Origin of the sequence: Vreelandella songnenensis (assembly GCF_003002925.1) — a bacterium.
Lineage (GTDB): Bacteria > Pseudomonadota > Gammaproteobacteria > Pseudomonadales > Halomonadaceae > Vreelandella > Vreelandella songnenensis.
In genome coordinates, this window is the sequence record NZ_PVTK01000006.1 from 64,882 (window position 1) to 80,764 (window position 15,883).

Below are 15,883 nucleotides of genomic sequence, written 5' to 3' on the forward strand. Positions count from 1 at the left end.
CTCAGCGCTCGCTTTCATAAGTGAAAGCAAGCGCTCGTGTTTTAGATAGCGAGGTTGTCCAGGTGCACGTCCAACTGCTCCAGGCGATTTTTCAGAAGTTCGGGAAAGCGGGCGTACCAGGTCTGGTTGAGTGGGGAAGGGTGCGGGAGCGGGTAGAGCCTGAAGGTACGCGCCTCGCCCCGCTCATCCTCGAGCGTTACCTCAATGCTGCTTTCAAAGCGCTCGTCGCTTTTCCAGAACGCCTCCAGCCGGTCGCGCTCTTCCTTCGAGCGGCCGATGCCGAACCACAGAAAGGCCTCGCGCCCCAGCGTGATCAGGCTCTCCCCCTCCCAGCAAGAGATCAGCACTTCGTTCATCAGGTCATGAAAGTGGCGCTTTACCTTCATCGACCATGCCTTGTTGCCCACAGGCTTGTAGGGCACGGTGTTGATCCAGAAAAAGTGCTCGCCCACGGCGCGTGAGGCCTCGAAGTCCGGCATCTTCTCGCCGTACAGGCGCTCGTATAGCGCTTTTCTCACCAGCTGCCCGCCGGCGCCGATGAAGGGCTCCTGGAAGCGGACCTCTTCGCGGCCCGGGTCGCGCCCGAAAAAGCCGACGCGCAGGTTCGGTTTGCCAAGGCCGATGATCGGCTCGAGCGGGTCGCGCTCGAAGCGCTCGTAGACATCGACATCGATTCCTTCGATCTCGGCGGCAAGCGCCTTGAAGCGCTTTTGCTGCGGTTGCGTCAAAGACATCCCTGTTCCTTTTTTAACGATCAGACTGGGTTAATCGAACCACTCCTGGGCGGTACGCCAGACGCACATGCCCACGAAATAGAAGGAAGTGAGGGCAAGCCCCGCCAGTGCCCAGGTGGTGTATGCCGGGCTTGAAAGAATCAAGACCGTGGCGCAGACGCACCAGAGTAGCGTAATGGCGATATTGAGCGGCATGAACTTGCGCACCCGGAAAGGGTGCAGAAACTTCATCTTGGTAACGGTAAGAACGGCGAGAAAGAGGATTGCAGCAACGGTCAACCAGGGCGGCAAGTCGAGAATGTAGAAATAGGCCGCGGCAATGTTCCAGGCGGCGGGAAAACCGACGAAGTAGTTATCCTGGCTTTTCATGTCCACGTTGCAAAAGCAGAACATCGACGAGAGCAGAATGGTGAAGACCGCCAGCAGCTCGACGTTGGCGGGCAGTTCGATGAAGTAGTAGATGAACAGCGCCGGAATGAACGCCCAGGTCAGGTAGTCGATCACCATGTCCAGGGTCGAGCCGTCGAAGTGGGGCAGGATGGTCTTGACCTCGTACTTGCGCGCCAGGGTGCCATCAAAGCCGTCCACCATCATCGCTGCACCCAGCCATAGCAGGCAGGCCACCGGGTTGTTGTCGATCAGGGCGAGCAGCGCCATCGTACCCAGCAGCACGCCGCTGGCGGTTAGCACATGCACGCTCCAGGCCTTGGCCTTGCATCGCGATGCGTGGTTATCGGCGTGTGAAGAGAGTGGTTGAGCCACAGTAACCCCATTGAGAACGTCGTGTTCTTTTGCTGTTGGATGTATGAATAAGCGTGCCGCGGGCTAGGTTACTATAGGGCGACCCTTGGGAATATGCAGGCAGGCAATCTAGTTATAGCATGGTGGCTCTTGGCGGAATGCGCTAGCTCACAATAAATAAGCAGCCAGCGGCGGCCATGTCAGCGTTTGCTCACGCGTCTTGCAGGTTTATCCAGGCCTGGCCAAGCCAGTGCCCGGCGCTCAGCAGCTCCTCTTCGGTGGCGCCGGCGTAGCCCAGCACCAAGCCTGAACGCGTCGGCTGGCCCAGGTAGTAGCGCGACAGGGGCGAGAGCGTGATGCCTGCCGCGTTCGCCCGCTTGATCAACTGGCGCTCCTGCGCCGGGCTTTCCAGCTCGGCCACCAGGTGCATGCCGGCATGGCCGGAGGAGAGCTTGAGCCCCTGAGCAACGGCAGGCGCCAGGGCGCGTCGCAGGCAGGCCTGGCGTTGGCGGTAGCGCCCGCGCATGCGGGCGATATGGCGCGAGAAATGCCCCTTGGCGATGAACTCGGCCAGTGCCGACTGGGTCGGGTAGTTGCCTTCCCGGTGAAGCCTGGCATGGGCCAGGCGGAAGGTATCCGCCAGCGCCTCGGGAAGCACCAGATAACCAAGCCGCAGCCCCGGATAGAGCACCTTGCTGAAGGTGCCGACGTAGATCACCGCCGCCCGCTCGGCAAGCCCTTGAAGCGAGGGCACCGGCGGGATGTCGTAGCGGAACTCGCTGTCGTAGTCGTCTTCGATGATCCAGGCGCCGTGCCGGGCAGCGTGTTCGAGAAGCGCCAGCCGCCGGGGCACCGGCATGGTGACCCCGCTTGGGTATTGATGCGAGGGCGTGACGTAGATCAGCCGCGGCGGTGCAGCGGGCGCGGGGGCAAGTGCCGGGTTCATGCCGTCTTCGTCCACCGACACCGGCGTGATGCAAAGCCCGGCGGCCAGAAACGCGGTTTGCGCCCCGCCGTAGCCGGGCTCTTCCATCCACACGTTTTCGCCGCTGTCGGTCAGAAGCTGCACGATCAGTTCAAACGCCTGCTGGGCGCCCTGGGTAATGACGATCTGCTCCGGGCGGCAGCGCACCGCGCGTGAAAGCGTCAGGTAATCGCACAGCGCCTCGCGCAGGGCCGGCAGGCCGCCCAGCGTCTGGTAGGAGAGCCAGCCCGTATCCGCCTGATGAAAGTGGCGCCTTAAAAGGCGCTGCCACTGAGCGTGGGGAAACAGATCCAGCGCTGGAATACCGGGGGCGAAGGCGTGATAGTGCTGGCTCAGCGTCGCGCAGCGGTCGATCAGCGCCTGGCCGCGTGTGGAGTACTCGAATGCCTCGACATGGGATGCCGCCGTGGGCAGCGAGAGTAGCGGCAGTTTCGCCACGTAAAGCCCGGCGCCGCGCCGGGACACCACCAGCCCTTCGGCAAGCAGGCGGTCCATGGCGGCGAGCACGGTGTTGCGGCTGATCCCCAGTGCCTGAGCAAGATGCCTTGAGGAGGGCAAGGAGTGCCCGGCGTCGAGCTTCCCGCCCTGAATCCAGGCGCGCAGCGTGGTGTAGAGCTGCTGGGCAAGCGTCAGGTCGTGTTGCGTACTCACCCGCAGAGCCAGCGCATCGATAAGCCATTCACTGGTAGCGGCACGGCGCATGACTGGTTCCTCCAAGATTCGATCAAGTGGCTCTTCTATGCGTACCACTATAGCGGCAGACTGCGCGCATCCCTACCTTTCAAGGAGCACACCATGAGCCATGTCCGCGCCGCCGTACTCGATGACCTTGATGTCTTGACCCACCTGCTGGATGAGTACCGTCAGTTTTATCAGCAGCCGAGCGATCCGGAAGGCGCGCGCCGCTTTCTGAGCCAGCGCTTCGGCCTGGGCGATGCGTTCATTCTGGTCAGCGAGAATGCCCGCGGCGAGGTGGACGGCTTCGTGCAGCTCTACCCCGGCCTTTCCACCGTGGGGCTGAATGCGCGCTGGACGCTTAACGATCTGTACGTCCTGCCGCAAAGCCGCGGGCAGGGAAGTGGGCGTGCGCTGATGGAGGCCGCCGCGACGCTTGCCCAAGATCACGGCGTACCGCGGCTGGTATTGATGACCCAGGTCAGCAACGCGCGTGCCCAAGCGCTGTATGAATCCTTGGGCTGGCAGCGTAACAACGAGTTTTACAGCTACCTACTGAACGTTTAGGGAGATAGACATGAGCGAGCAATCAAGCGTGCTGGCCTTTCCGCCCGCCGCGCCAAACGAGATGGCGCAAGCAATGCACGCCAAGCTTTGCTGCCACACGGACGCCTGGGACCTGGCGCAGGATCTGGCAAACGGCATCGACGCGATTGTGGTGATCGACACCCGCAGTTTCGAGCACTACTGCGCGGGGCATATCCCCGGCGCGCTGAGCCTGCCGCATCGTGAGATGACGCCCGAGCGGCTTGCGGCACTCGATCCCGCCAAGGTGTATATCACCTACTGCGACGGTATCGGCTGCAACGGCTCGACCAAAGGCGCGTGGAAGCTCTCAAGTGCTGGCTTCAAGGTGAAAGAGCTGCTGGGCGGGCTGGATTTCTGGCGCCGGGATGAACATCCGTTAGCGGCGGGCGAGTCGCGCGGTACGCTGTTTAAAGCACCGCTTGATGACTGCGGTTGTTAGTGGCTGGGCACGGGCTTGTGTGGCTGAGCTCTTGTAGGGCTGAGTAGCGTCTTGTCGGGCCCGGCATTTGCCGGGCCCGAGCATTTTCAGGCGTTGCCCAGCTTGCGGGCGCGGTGCAGGTTTTCCATGGTGTTCAAGCAGGCGTTCGCCGCTTCCCGGCCCTTGGTGACAAAGTGCTCGAAGTAGAAACTGTGATGGGTGGCGTGCTCGTGAAAATGGTGCGGGGTGAGCACGACCGAAATCACCGGCACCTGGGTGTCGAGCTGGACCCGCATCATGCCGTCGATCACCGCGTGGGCGACGAAATCGTGGCGGTAGATGCCGCCATCCACCACAAAGCCCGCGCCGACGATGGCGCCGAAGCGGCCGCTTTCGGCCAGCACCTTGGCTTGCAGGGGAATCTCGTAGGCGCCGGGAACCGTGAATACCTCGACCTGATCGGCGCTGAGGCCGTTCTTCTTCACTTCCTCGACGAAGGAGTGGTACGCCTGGCCGACGATATCGTCATGCCAGTGGCCCTGAATGAAGGCGATGCGCTGGGAAGTGGTGTGGCTTGAAAATGCTAACGGAAACGTCTGATTCATGGTCATTCTCTAGGAAAAGGTGTACCAGAATCAGGGCATGCGACACCGCTTTCAGGCAGCCGCAAGAGGCGGCCCGGCCGCTTGCGTACTACCTTTCCAAAGTGCCGTTCTCTTTCATCCGGACTATCACCGTCGGCTTCGGAGTCACACCGAATCTGCTGACCTCAGGCGGCTATCTGCCTGAGCGCTCGCGGGCTTGGGCGCCTTGCGCCATCACCGCCGGTGGGGACTTTCACCCCGCCCTGAGAACTTGACCGCAAAGGCATGAACGCCCTTGCGGCCCGGCTATCTTACGCAAATTGCCAGCGCGCAGCTAGGGCGCGTCATCGGGGGAGCAGACATCGACCCATTGCGCCCCGACCAGCTCGGCAAGGCGCATGGGGCAGATACGCACGGCGCTTTCGGGCGAGCCCGCGGCTGGCAGCACTTCGTCATGGCGCTTGAGCGATATATCGCAGTACACGGGAAGCTCGGCGGCAAGCCCGAAGGGGCAAACGCCGCCCACCGGGTGGCTGGTCAGCTCCATGACCGTTTCGGCATCGAGCATCTTGGCCTTGCCGCCGAAGACGTCGCGGATCTTGGCGTTGTCGATTCGCACGCTGCCACTGGTGACCACCAGCAGGGGCATTTCACCGATCTTGAACGCCAGCGTCTTGGCAATCTGGCCGGGCTCCACGCCGTGTGCATCGGCGGCAAGCGCTACGGTCGCCGTGCTCTCGTCGAGCTCGATGATCTTGAGGTCCGGGGCGTGCTCGGCCAGAAAACTGCGTGCGGTCAGTAAACTCATAAGCGGCTCCTTGGATAGCTGTCGTTTCAAGGTAACGCGCTTTTTTGATCTCAGCCAATCCAGGGTGGCGTGATAATTCGCGCCGGCTCGCGCTGCATGATGGTCTTGCCATGCCTGACCGACAGCAGTACGTCGCCTTGATTGCGCAGTACGCTGTAGTCGTCTTCGCCCTCCAGCAGGTTGAAGCTTGCGGGCTTGCCGACTTCGATCCCGTAGCGGTCTTCGATATTCAGCGTGCGCGCACTGTTATCGGTAATCAGGCTGAGCGCCTGGCTGAAGTCCTTGTAGCCCATCATCTGGCAGATATGCAGGCCAAAATCGAGTGTCCGCAGCAGCTTGCCGTTACCCAGCGAATACCAGGGGTCGAAAATGGAGTCCTCGGCAAAGCAGACGTTGATGCCCGCTTCGTTCAGTTCCTTGACGCGGGTGACGCCGCGCCGCTTGGGATAGGTATCAAAGCGGCCCTGCAGATGAATGCTTTCGGTGGGACAGGAGATGAAGTTGATGCCGGAGCGCTTGAGCAGCAGAAATAGCTTGGAGCAGTAGGCATTGTCGTAGGAGTGCATGGCCACGGTATGGCTGGCGGTCACGCGGCTGCCCAGGTCGTTGAACAGTGCCTCACAGGCGAGCACTTCCAGAAAGCGCGAGTTGGGGTCATCGATTTCATCGCAGTGAACGTCCACCAGCCTGTCGTACTTCATGGCAAGCTCGATGACGCGTTTCATGGAGGCCACACCCAGCTCCCGCGTGTATTCGAAGTGCGGAATACCGCCGACCACATCAGCGCCGATCTCCAGGGCTTCTTCCATCAGCCGGTCGCCGCCGGGGTAGGAGAGCAATCCATCCTGAGGAAAGGCCACCACCTGAATGTCGATCTTGTCTTTCAGCTCGTCGCGCAGGGCACAAAGGGTTTTCAGCCCGACCAGGCTTGGGTCGCTGGTATCGGCATGGGTACGCACGAACTGTACGCCATTGCCGATCAGCAGGTTGAGTGTTTTGAGCACGCGAGCACGAATGTCCGCTTCAGACAGCATGGGTTTGCGCTCACCCCAGCGCTCGATGCCTTCGAAGAGCGTGCCGCTCTCGTTCCAGGCGGGCTCGCCAGCGGTCAGCGCAGCATCCAGGTGAATATGTGGCTCGATAAAGGGGGCGCAGAGCAGCTTGCCCCCGGCATCCAGCTGGCCTTCGGTGGCCTTGATCGGCGCATCTTGAGCGGTAATTGCGCTGAACACGCCATTATCTGTTTCAAGGCGGTAGAGTTCAGAGCGTTGGCGAAGGCGTGCGTTAACGATGTGCATCTTTAGTGCCTCTCTTTAGTGTCTCTTATTGTCTGGCCGTAGCGGGCTGATTATCGGTGAGCGTTGCATGATGAAAGCGCAGCAGAGCGGCGTAGCTGGCGGCGGCCATCAACACACCCACCACGGGGGGAAGGATCGGCGAGAGATAGGCAGCACCCGCGCCGATGCCGTAAGCAGCAAGGCCACGGCGGTTGAAATCCGGCAGCCGTGCGCTTGAAAGGGCGGGGTAGCGGCCTTTATGTTTCAGCCAGAAGTCCGCCATGATGACGCCACCCATGGGGGGAATGAAGGTGCCCAGCAGAACCAGAAACGGGATCAGCAGGTTGTACATGCCACCCACCGCCAGCACGGTACCAATGGCGGCCCCGGCGACCGTGACCGTGCGGCGCTTGTCGGTGCGCAGCAGGTTGCAGCCCGCTACCGCGAAGTTGTAGATGGTGTTGTCCTGGGTAGTCCAGATATTCAGAAACAGCATCAGTACGGCCATCGACACAAAGCCCTGAGCGATCAGGACATCCACGATATCCGCCTGCTGGTAAATCATGGCGCCAAGCGCGCCGGTCAGTACCATCAAGCCATTGCCGACAAGAAAGGCTGAGAGGGTGGCCAGCACCGCAATGCGCGGGCTCTTGGCAAAGCGGCTCCAGTTGGTGGCCTGGGTGCCGCCGCTGATAAAGGTGCCGATAATGACCGTGATGGCGGCGGCTACGCTCATGCCCTGGGTGGGCGACTGCTGGCTGAGACCGTGGAAGCCGCGTATATCCACCAGGCCGGTAAACAGGCTGATCAAGATAAACAGCATCATGGCGGGAACGGCAAAGCGTGAAAGCCAGTCCATGCCGCGGTAGCCAATCATGGCGGTGATACAGAAACCAAAGCCAAAAAGCACCATCAAGGGGATTTCCATCCACGCTTGCATCCCCGTGGTGCGTACCAGCACCACTGCAATCGTCGCCGTTCCCCAGGCATACCAGCCAATCTGGGTGAATCCCAGGATAAAATCGGAAAGCCTGCTGCCTTTTTCGCCAAAACAGAAACGCCCCATCAGCACTGCGTTCAAGCCACTTTTACAGGCAATGTAGCCAAGCGCGGCTGCGTAGGCTCCCAACAACAGGTTACCAAGCAGAATGATCCACAGCAGCTGGCCAATCGGAAACGCTTGTCCGAGCGATCCACCTGCCCACATGGTGGCGGTGAAGAATGTGAAACCGAGCAGAACGACCGACGTGGAGAGCAACCCCTTACGAGCGCTCGGGGGGACTTCACTGAGCGGATAGTCAGAATGGCGCATGGCAGGCTCCGGAAATAAGGTTATTCCAACGTATAAGCAACCCGCGTGCCAGGTAACGCCTCGGTGAGCATGATGTGCCTCAGATCGACGGCCATTTCCATGAGCTTATGATTAATAATTATTAAATAATGTTTATAAAAGATTATTAATCATTAGCTTTTAATGAACGTTTTGACTTTTTTTAATCAATGAAAAGCGTGGGCTCGTCATTCGCCTTTTTAGTTGCCTAACGGATATGGAAATTATTTTTAATGTTTAATTAAAGTGGCTTGTTTTCAAGCCGATAGATAGTTTCCCACCCTCTTGAATATATTGGTGAATCTGCTCCTCCCTGGCAGATTGCTTTAATCCCCTTACCCAGTCGATTAAAGAAGCCAATAGAGATAAACCTCGTTAAAAGGCATCCTGTGTAATGAATCGACTACTGAGTAATATGTCAGTAAAAACCAGCCTGACGTTGGTGCTGGCCATCTTTTCCCTTCTGATCATCATCATTGCGTTTCTTGGCCATCGTGCAGGTGAAGAAGGAAAAGAATCGCTTGGTGAACTGACGCTTTCCGCAGAGCGCACCCGAGACCTCAGCCGCAGTCAGCGCTCAATTGCCTATACCCAGCTGTTTTACGTCAATAGCTTCAACGCGGCTACAAGTGGCGATGCCCGAGCGGCAGATGAGTATCTGAAGCAGGCGCGTACCAGTCAGCAGACGGCCATGGAGTACCTGACGGATTTTGAAGCGACCAATCCGCCCTCAGCACTTGCGGAAGCGGTAATGACAAGTTTTGAGCAGCTGATACAGCAGGGACTCGTACCGCTTGCCGATTCGCTGCGTGCAGGAAACGAAGCGCAGTTCACGGCAGCGCGGGCGATAACCAGCGACCTGAACCAGCAACTGATCGATGCCGTCAGCGTCTACAACGACTATCTGGCGGAACAGAACGCGCTGATGGTGGCTGACTACGAAAGTGATATGCAGTTTATCGGGTACATCGACTTGATAATGCTGTTGATCGCGGCGCTAGTCGTGCTGTTCGTGCGTATTACGATGGTGGGCTCCATCGTGAAGCCGTTGAATGAAGCAGTGGGGCACTTTGAACGTATCGCCAGCAATGATCTTTCCGGCAAGGTACCGGCCCGGGGGCGTAACGAGATCGGCAAGCTGTTCAGTGCCATGCAGCATATGCAGGGCAATCTGGCCAGCACGGTATCGCAAGTGCGTGATAGCAGCGGCTCTATCCATATCGGTGCTCGTGAAATAGCCAGCGGCAACGCGGATCTATCCTCGCGTACTGAGCAGCAGGCGGCTTCGCTGCAGGAAACGGCGGCCAGCATGGAGCAACTGACGGCCACGGTCAGGCAGAATGCCGATAATGCTCGCCAGGCAAGTCAGCTGGCCAATGAGGCCTCGAGCACGGCTACCAGCGGTGGCGAGGTAGTGGAGCAAGTGATCTCCACCATGCACGGCATCTCGGCAAGCTCCCAGAAAGTGACGGACATTATCAGCGTTATCGATTCCATCGCCTTTCAGACCAATATCCTGGCCCTCAATGCATCGGTAGAAGCGGCGCGCGCGGGCGAGCAGGGGCGTGGGTTTGCGGTAGTGGCAAGCGAAGTGCGTAACCTGGCAAGCCGCAGTGCCGATGCAGCGAAGGAGATCAAGGCATTGATCGATGCTTCATCCTTGCAGGTGAAGGAAGGGTCCACGCTGGTGGAAAGCGCTGGCGCCACGATGCGTGAGGTGGTTTCCTCGGTGCGCCGCGTCACCGATATCATGGATGAAATATCCGCAGCGTCCCAGGAACAGAGTTCGGGTATCGAGCAGGTCAATCAGGCGGTCGCCCAGATGGACGAGGTAACCCAGCAGAATGCCTCACTGGTGCAACAGGCATCCTCGGCGGCAAGCTCGCTTGAAGAGCAGGCGGCACGGCTTGAAAGCGTAGTCGCGGCCTTCCGCCTGGCAGAAGGCGAGAGCCGTACGCCGCACGCACCCTTGAGCCCACCCCGCCCGCAGCCGTCACCGCAGCCAAGGCAAGCACTGGTACGGCCTGCCCCACGTAGCCAGGTGGTAACCCGTAACGCGGAAGAAGAGTGGGAGGCGTTCTAGGCCTCCCACGGTTACCCGGCGCGCCGAGTGTCATGAACCTGCTTGAGGGTATGAGCTTGCTTAGTTCGATGAACTCAGCGCGGCGGTGACTTCTTCAACCTGCATGGCCAGGCTTTGCAGGCCACCGCCGGAAAGGTACCAGAGCGCGGGCGTCAGGCTGACCAGGCGTACATCAGAGGCGCCGGCGTCTGTCAGGTCGTGTTCAAGGGCTTCCAGGTCGGCAGGCTCGTTGCCAATGGCCGCGCTGCGATCAACGACCAGCACAACAGCCGGGTCGATTTCGCCAATTGCCTCAAAGGAAAGCGGGGTAAAGGTGCGGCTGCCGCGGGTTTCCGAGGTCACGCTGTCCGGCATGTCGAGCGCCTTCACGCCCAGCACATCGTGAACCACGGGGTGCTGATTGAGGGTGAGGTTGCCGTCGTTATGCGTCACCACCAGCGTGCGCGGCGCGTCGCTTAGTGCATCACGCTGAGCTTCGATCTCGCCGTGCAGCGTTTCAAGCGCCTCTTCGGCACGCGCTTCTGCGTGCAGGCGGCTGGCAAGCTGGCGGACGTTATCATCAAATGTTGCCAGGTAGTCATCGCCCTGTACGCCGGTGTTCAGGGCCGGGGCGATCACTTCCATCTCTCTTTGCCACTCGCCCTGGCGGCCGGTAAACAGAATCAGGTGCGGCTTGCTGTTGGCCAGCGCCTCGATATCTGGCGAGCGCAGGCCACCAATATCAGTAATGTCGTCGGCACCGTACTGCTCCAGATATTCTGGCAAGCTCGATTTCGGTACACCGACGACCTGGTCGCTCAAGCCTAAAGCGTCCAGCGTATCCAGACTACCCAGGTCAAACGTTGCCACGCGCTCAGCGCCGTAAGCAGTAGCGCTAGCGGCGCCCAGCAGTAGAGAGGTGGCCAGTACTTTTGTGGTGAGTACTCTGGCGGTCATAGCGGCGTTTTTCATAGCGACTCCATTCATGAGAAAATGTTTTATATGAGATATCTTCTCATATTCTCAGATTAGATTCCTACTGTCGCCAAGTGCTTAGGGAACAGCACGTTGCATGACGTGGATTTTGAACTGGTGATGGTGATTGCGCCTATCGTGCTGTCTCTTCTGGGCAGATAGTTGAGCAGCCAGCTGCTTCATCATTAAACCGGTCTTTTACTGCTTTTTTGGTATTTAAAGAATTAACTTTCTAATGCCTGTACAGCGTCTAATGAATAAGCCAGCTTTTGGGTTTACTTGAGGTTGGTTTTATAGAATTATTGCTGGTTTAAAAGAGCGTATGGTAAGGCGAATTTTGAAAAGTAATAAGTGTTGACTATAAAATGAAAGTGTTGCTTTTTATTAGGTAAGATTTTGATAATTAAGAATAAAATATCAATACTATGCATAGCAAATACGTTTTTTAAATAATGTAAAGTTTGCCGTTTTCTTGGGCGTTCGCCTAACAGCGCCGCTTTTTCATTGTGCTTCAGAACGGCATTTTATCTGCTGCGTTCTTTTTACTCTTTGGTCAAGGTTAGCGCGCTATGCCTATTGTCAATGTAATGGTTAAGTATGATGAGAATATTGAGCGTGAAAAACTCGCGTATTCCTCCTTTCGCCGCCAGCGCCGTAATGCCTATGCCCTCTATATCCTTGCATCCTTACTGCTGTGTAGCCTGTTCGGCTGGTTTCTCCATGAGCAGCACGCACAGGAAATAGGCGCTGCTGAGGCGCATAGCGCAGCACGTGCCAGTGTAATCAGCGAGTGGGTAAAAAGCGTTTTTTCCCAAAGTAATCAGGCGCTTTCAAACATAGCGGAACTTATCGACATAGAAGGTATGCCTGATGAAAATGCAGCAGCCAATATGACTGCTACCCTGAACGACCGCCACCGCTATGCGCCGTCAATTCAGGCAATCGGCTTGCTGAATGATGAAGGTATCGTACTGGCCAGCAGCGACAATAATCGCTACCGCGGTAATGATTTAAGTAGTACGGATTATTTTGATGCTCTTCGCCGCAATCAACAGGTAGAGGTAGTTGCTCCGCTTGCCTGGTCGGCAACGGAGCAAGGCTATTTTTTTCACCATGGCCTACGTTTGACTGACGCTGAAGATAATTTCATTGGTGTAGCGCTGGCGCGGGTCAACCCCCAGATTTTTGTCGATACCCTAAGTCAGATGCAGATTCAAAATGGCGAAAGCATCGCCCTTGTTGACCCGATGCACAAACTGGTTGCTCGCAATCCTCAGTTAGGTGAACGTACGCGAATTGGCGCTCAGCTGGTTGGACCTGTCACCGAGGGACTTCTGGATAAGGGCCAGGGCACGTGGACGGGTGTGCAGGCCTCTTCTCTGGATCACCATGACCGGCTTTTCTGGATCCAGCGCGTCGAGAACTATCCGCTGTGGGTCGTGGTGGGAATGGATATGGAGATAGTGCTGGCAGAGTGGCGCCAGCACTCGGCCATTCTGCTGGGGATCCTGCTGATCATTGTCCTGCTGGGCTTTTGGAGCGTACGCCACTACGTGAACCGGTTGAAACTCGAACTTTTGCTTCAGCAGCGGCTTGAAGAGCGTGAACAAGCACAAGCCAAGGCGCAGGAAAGAGAGTCCTACCTAAAGGCGCTGATCCACTCCATTCAGGACATGATTCTTGTCTTCGATACCCACAATCGGCTGACCTACGTGCATGCGCTTGAGCAGGGGTTGATGCTTGAAAGCGAAGAGAACCTGCTGGGCAAGCACTATGCTGACATGCTTCCCTCCGATCTGACCAAGCGCTTTGACGCCGTTTTCGAAAAGGTCAGGTGGTATCGCCAGGCGGTAACCCTTGAATACTCGCTAGTGGTCAAAAGCGGGGAGCTTGTCTTTCAGACGGTAGCAAGCCCGCTGGTCAATAGCGATGGCAGCTTTTCAGGCACGCTGCTGGTGGCGCGCGATATTACCGAGGCCAAGCGTAGCGAGCTGGAGTTGAGTATCGCCGCGGCCGCGTTTCAGGCCCACTTGGGTATCATTATCGCCGATGCCCGGGGGAAGATACTCAAGGCTAACCCGATGTTTACCCAGATTACCGGCTACACCGAAGCCGAGGTAGTTGGCCGCGACCCTCACATGTTCAGCTCGGGGCATCACGGCCCCGGGTTCTACCGCCAGCTCTGGCGCAGCGTTAAAAAGCATGGGCGCTGGGAAGGCGAAGTCTGGAACCAGCGCAAGAATGGCGACGTGTTTCCCGAGTGGGTAGCGATCAGTTCGATTACCAATGACGATAACCAGTTGACCCACTACGTGGCGACCGTGATCGATATCAGCGAGCGCAAGGCGGCCGAGCAGGAGATCCATCAACTGGCGTTCTACGATTCGGTAACGGGAGTTGCCAACCGCCGCCTGTTCATGGACCGCCTGGAAATGGCGTTGAAGGATGTTATCCGTCATCGCAGCTACGGGGCGCTTCTGTTTATCGATATCGACCACTTCAAGCAGATCAACGATGTCTATGGCCACCCGATCGGGGACCGGCTGCTCAAAGGGGTGGCCAGCCAGCTGGGCCAGCAGCTGCGTGAAAGCGACACCCTGGCGCGGCTGGGAGGCGACGAGTTTGCCGTGCTGGTGCCGTCGCTCAACACTGACCCGGTCAAGGCCGCGCAGCTGGCCGAGCGGATTGCCCACAAGTTGATGGCGGTGATCCGGCGTACCAGCGCGCTGATCAATCACTCGATCAGCATCAGCGCAAGCGTGGGTATTACCCTGTTGAACGATAACCGAGTGGAGCAGGATGAATACCTGCAGCAGGCCGATATGGCGCTTTTCGAGGCCAAGGCGAAAGGGCGGGACACGCTGTGCTTTTTTGATCCGGCCATGCAGGCGGCCCTGCTGACCTCGATTCATCTGGAGCGTGATCTGCGCCGGGCCCTGGCGCTTGAACAGTGGCAGCTTTATTACCAACCCCAGGTGGATATCAGCGGCCAGGTCACGGGGGCTGAAGCGCTGCTACGCTGGCAGCACCCTGAGCGTGGGCTGGTGTCGCCTGGGGAGTTCATCCCCTTGCTGGAAAGTACCGGGCTGATCAGTGAGGTAGGCGAATGGGTGCTGGAAAACGCCTGCTATCAGCTGGCCCGCTGGGCACAGCAGCCGGCGTTTTGCCACCTGACCCTATCGGTCAACATCAGCCCGCTGCAGTTTCACGATGCGGACTTTCTGGCCCGCGTGGAAGCAGTGTTCGCGCGTACCCAGGCACCGCTTGAACGCCTGAAGCTTGAAGTGACCGAGTCGCTGTTCGTCGAGGCACGTGATAACGCACGCGACAAGATGCTGAGCCTGAAGGCGCTGGGCGTACGGTTTTCGCTGGACGACTTCGGGACCGGCTACTCATCACTTGCCTACCTGGCGCAGCTGCCGTTGGACCAGCTCAAGATCGACCAGTCCTTTGTGCAACAGGTGCTGGGCAGCAGCGCCAACGCGGCGATCGTCGAGAGTACCATCGTGCTGGCGGAAAGCCTGAGCCTGGACGTCATCGCCGAAGGGGTGGAAACCCAGGCGCAGCAGGCGTGGCTTCTGGAGCACGGCTGCCACGCCTATCAGGGATATCTGTTCGGGCGCCCGGTGCCCCTTGAGGTATTCGAAGCGCCGTTTCGGGCGCCTGACGCCTGACTAATCGCCAGGTAGCAGCGTCTTTTGCTTCAACTGAGCGGCCAGTGCAGATGCATCCGGCACGCTGGTGGCCAGGGTATCGGGAATAATGACTTCCAGGCGCGAGTCCTGGCGCCAGGCGCTGCTTTCGATATCAAGCGCCCCATCGGCGCGGTTGATTCGCTGCCAGCCGCTGGAGGTATGAAAGACCCCCTTGAGGCGCGCACTGCTGGGCAGTTCGCCCAGGTAGTGGGCCAACCGGTCCAGGTCAAAGCGCTCGTCTGGGTGCCAGCGCAGGCCGAAGCTCGTGTAGCCAAGTGCGGCGCCGGTTTCCTGCTGTACCGCCCCTTTGGCCGGTGGGAAGTCGAAAAAACTGCCTTCAAGGCTGGGCGGGGCACTTAACGCGCGGTGCTCAGAGGGCATGGCAAGCTCCCGCGCGTGGCTGTGGCCGCTGCCCGTCAGGCGCTCGAGCGGCAGTTCACCATTGGCAACCGGCTCGATCCATTTGCGTGGCGGCCACAGCGTCTCGGCAAACTGTTGGGCGGCCTGGCGCTGTGCTGGTGTCGAGTGGTCGAGCATGGTCAACGCCACGGCATCGGCAATGGCCAGCTGGTCCTGAAAGGTGTCGTGGGTACGGGCGCGCTCGTCGTCCAGACGCCGTGGGTCCAGCGTGGCAATAATGTCGCGTACTTCCACCACCTCGGCAAATGCCTCGCCGCGCAGCAGATCCAGAAGCCCGGCCGGGTGGCCAAGGCCTGAAGGCTCGATGATCACGCGATCCGGCTTGCTGCGCGCGAGCAGATTGACCAGTGCGGCCTGAAGCACGAAAGCCAGCTGGCAGCACAGGCAGCCGCCGGGCAAGTCCTTGATTACCACGTCGTCGCGGCTTTCGAACATGGCCTGATCAATCCCGATCTGGCCGAACTCGTTGACCAGTACAGCCCACTTTTCATCCACAGGCTTCTGCTCGATCAGGCTGTGAATAAGCGTCGTCTTGCCACTACCCAGAAACCCGGTGATGATATGCACCGGCACTTTTGCTGCCGCCGTCAC

The 15,883-nt window shown here is 58.7% G+C and carries 13 protein-coding genes and 1 riboswitch; of the genes, 4 read left to right on the forward strand and 9 right to left on the reverse strand.

Annotated features, from left to right (window positions below):
- Positions 1-41: 41 nt before the first annotated feature.
- The 3 genes from B0H98_RS11075 to pdxR form a co-directional block, all read right to left on the reverse strand.
- Positions 42-734 (reverse strand): uracil-DNA glycosylase family protein, encoded by a 693-nt coding sequence (locus B0H98_RS11075; RefSeq protein WP_106375124.1) that lies wholly within the window; start codon positions 732-734, stop codon positions 42-44.
- Between the two features lie 30 nt (positions 735-764).
- Positions 765-1,496, reverse strand: a complete 732-nt coding sequence (gene pcsA, locus B0H98_RS11080; RefSeq protein ID WP_422822149.1) for a phosphatidylcholine synthase — start codon at positions 1,494-1,496, stop codon at positions 765-767.
- Between the two features lie 190 nt (positions 1,497-1,686).
- Positions 1,687-3,162: a MocR-like pyridoxine biosynthesis transcription factor PdxR gene (gene pdxR / locus B0H98_RS11085; RefSeq protein WP_106375126.1), complete on the reverse strand. Its 1,476-nt coding sequence runs from the start codon at positions 3,160-3,162 to the stop codon at positions 1,687-1,689.
- A 93-nt stretch (positions 3,163-3,255) separates the two neighbouring features.
- On the opposite strand from pdxR, the gene B0H98_RS11090 reads away from it, so the two are divergent.
- Positions 3,256-3,702, forward strand: coding sequence for a GNAT family N-acetyltransferase (locus tag B0H98_RS11090; protein ID WP_106375127.1), 447 nt, complete (start codon positions 3,256-3,258; stop codon positions 3,700-3,702).
- A 10-nt stretch (positions 3,703-3,712) separates the two neighbouring features.
- Positions 3,713-4,162, forward strand: coding sequence for a rhodanese-like domain-containing protein (locus tag B0H98_RS11095; RefSeq protein WP_106375128.1), 450 nt, complete (start codon positions 3,713-3,715; stop codon positions 4,160-4,162).
- 86 nt (positions 4,163-4,248) lie between these two features.
- On the opposite strand, the gene B0H98_RS11100 is transcribed toward B0H98_RS11095, so the two are convergent.
- The 4 genes from B0H98_RS11100 to codB all read right to left on the reverse strand — a co-directional run bounded on the left by B0H98_RS11100 (position 4,249) and on the right by codB (position 8,122).
- On the reverse strand, positions 4,249-4,746 hold the full coding sequence (locus tag B0H98_RS11100; protein ID WP_106375129.1) for a 6,7-dimethyl-8-ribityllumazine synthase: 498 nt from the start codon (positions 4,744-4,746) through the stop codon (positions 4,249-4,251).
- Between the two features lie 102 nt (positions 4,747-4,848).
- Positions 4,849-5,000: riboswitch (FMN riboswitch) on the reverse strand.
- A gap of 59 nt (positions 5,001-5,059) precedes the next feature.
- Positions 5,060-5,533: a YbaK/EbsC family protein gene (locus B0H98_RS11105; protein ID WP_106375130.1), complete on the reverse strand. Its 474-nt coding sequence runs from the start codon at positions 5,531-5,533 to the stop codon at positions 5,060-5,062.
- Positions 5,534-5,583: 50 nt separating this feature from the next.
- A complete protein-coding gene (gene codA, locus B0H98_RS11110; protein WP_106375131.1) occupies positions 5,584-6,831 on the reverse strand; it encodes a cytosine deaminase in 1,248 nt (415 codons plus the stop codon).
- Positions 6,832-6,856: 25 nt separating this feature from the next.
- A complete protein-coding gene (codB, locus tag B0H98_RS11115) occupies positions 6,857-8,122 on the reverse strand; it encodes a cytosine permease (RefSeq protein WP_106375132.1) in 1,266 nt (421 codons plus the stop codon).
- A 412-nt stretch (positions 8,123-8,534) separates the two neighbouring features.
- Between codB and B0H98_RS11120 the strand changes: the two genes are divergently transcribed.
- The gene (locus B0H98_RS11120) at positions 8,535-10,223 is read left to right on the forward strand and encodes a methyl-accepting chemotaxis protein (RefSeq protein WP_106375133.1); all 1,689 of its coding nucleotides are present in this window, start codon (positions 8,535-8,537) and stop codon (positions 10,221-10,223) included.
- Positions 10,224-10,283: 60 nt separating this feature from the next.
- Here the strand turns inward: B0H98_RS11120 and B0H98_RS11125 are convergent, their stop codons facing one another.
- On the reverse strand, positions 10,284-11,174 hold the full coding sequence (locus B0H98_RS11125; protein ID WP_244183101.1) for an ABC transporter substrate-binding protein: 891 nt from the start codon (positions 11,172-11,174) through the stop codon (positions 10,284-10,286).
- A 572-nt stretch (positions 11,175-11,746) separates the two neighbouring features.
- On the opposite strand from B0H98_RS11125, the gene B0H98_RS11130 reads away from it, so the two are divergent.
- Positions 11,747-14,851, forward strand: a complete 3,105-nt coding sequence (locus B0H98_RS11130) for a bifunctional diguanylate cyclase/phosphodiesterase (RefSeq protein WP_106375134.1) — start codon at positions 11,747-11,749, stop codon at positions 14,849-14,851.
- Here B0H98_RS11130 and B0H98_RS11135 read toward each other — a convergent pair whose 3' ends face one another.
- Positions 14,852-15,883 (reverse strand): CobW family GTP-binding protein, encoded by a 1,032-nt coding sequence (locus tag B0H98_RS11135; RefSeq protein ID WP_106375135.1) that lies wholly within the window; start codon positions 15,881-15,883, stop codon positions 14,852-14,854.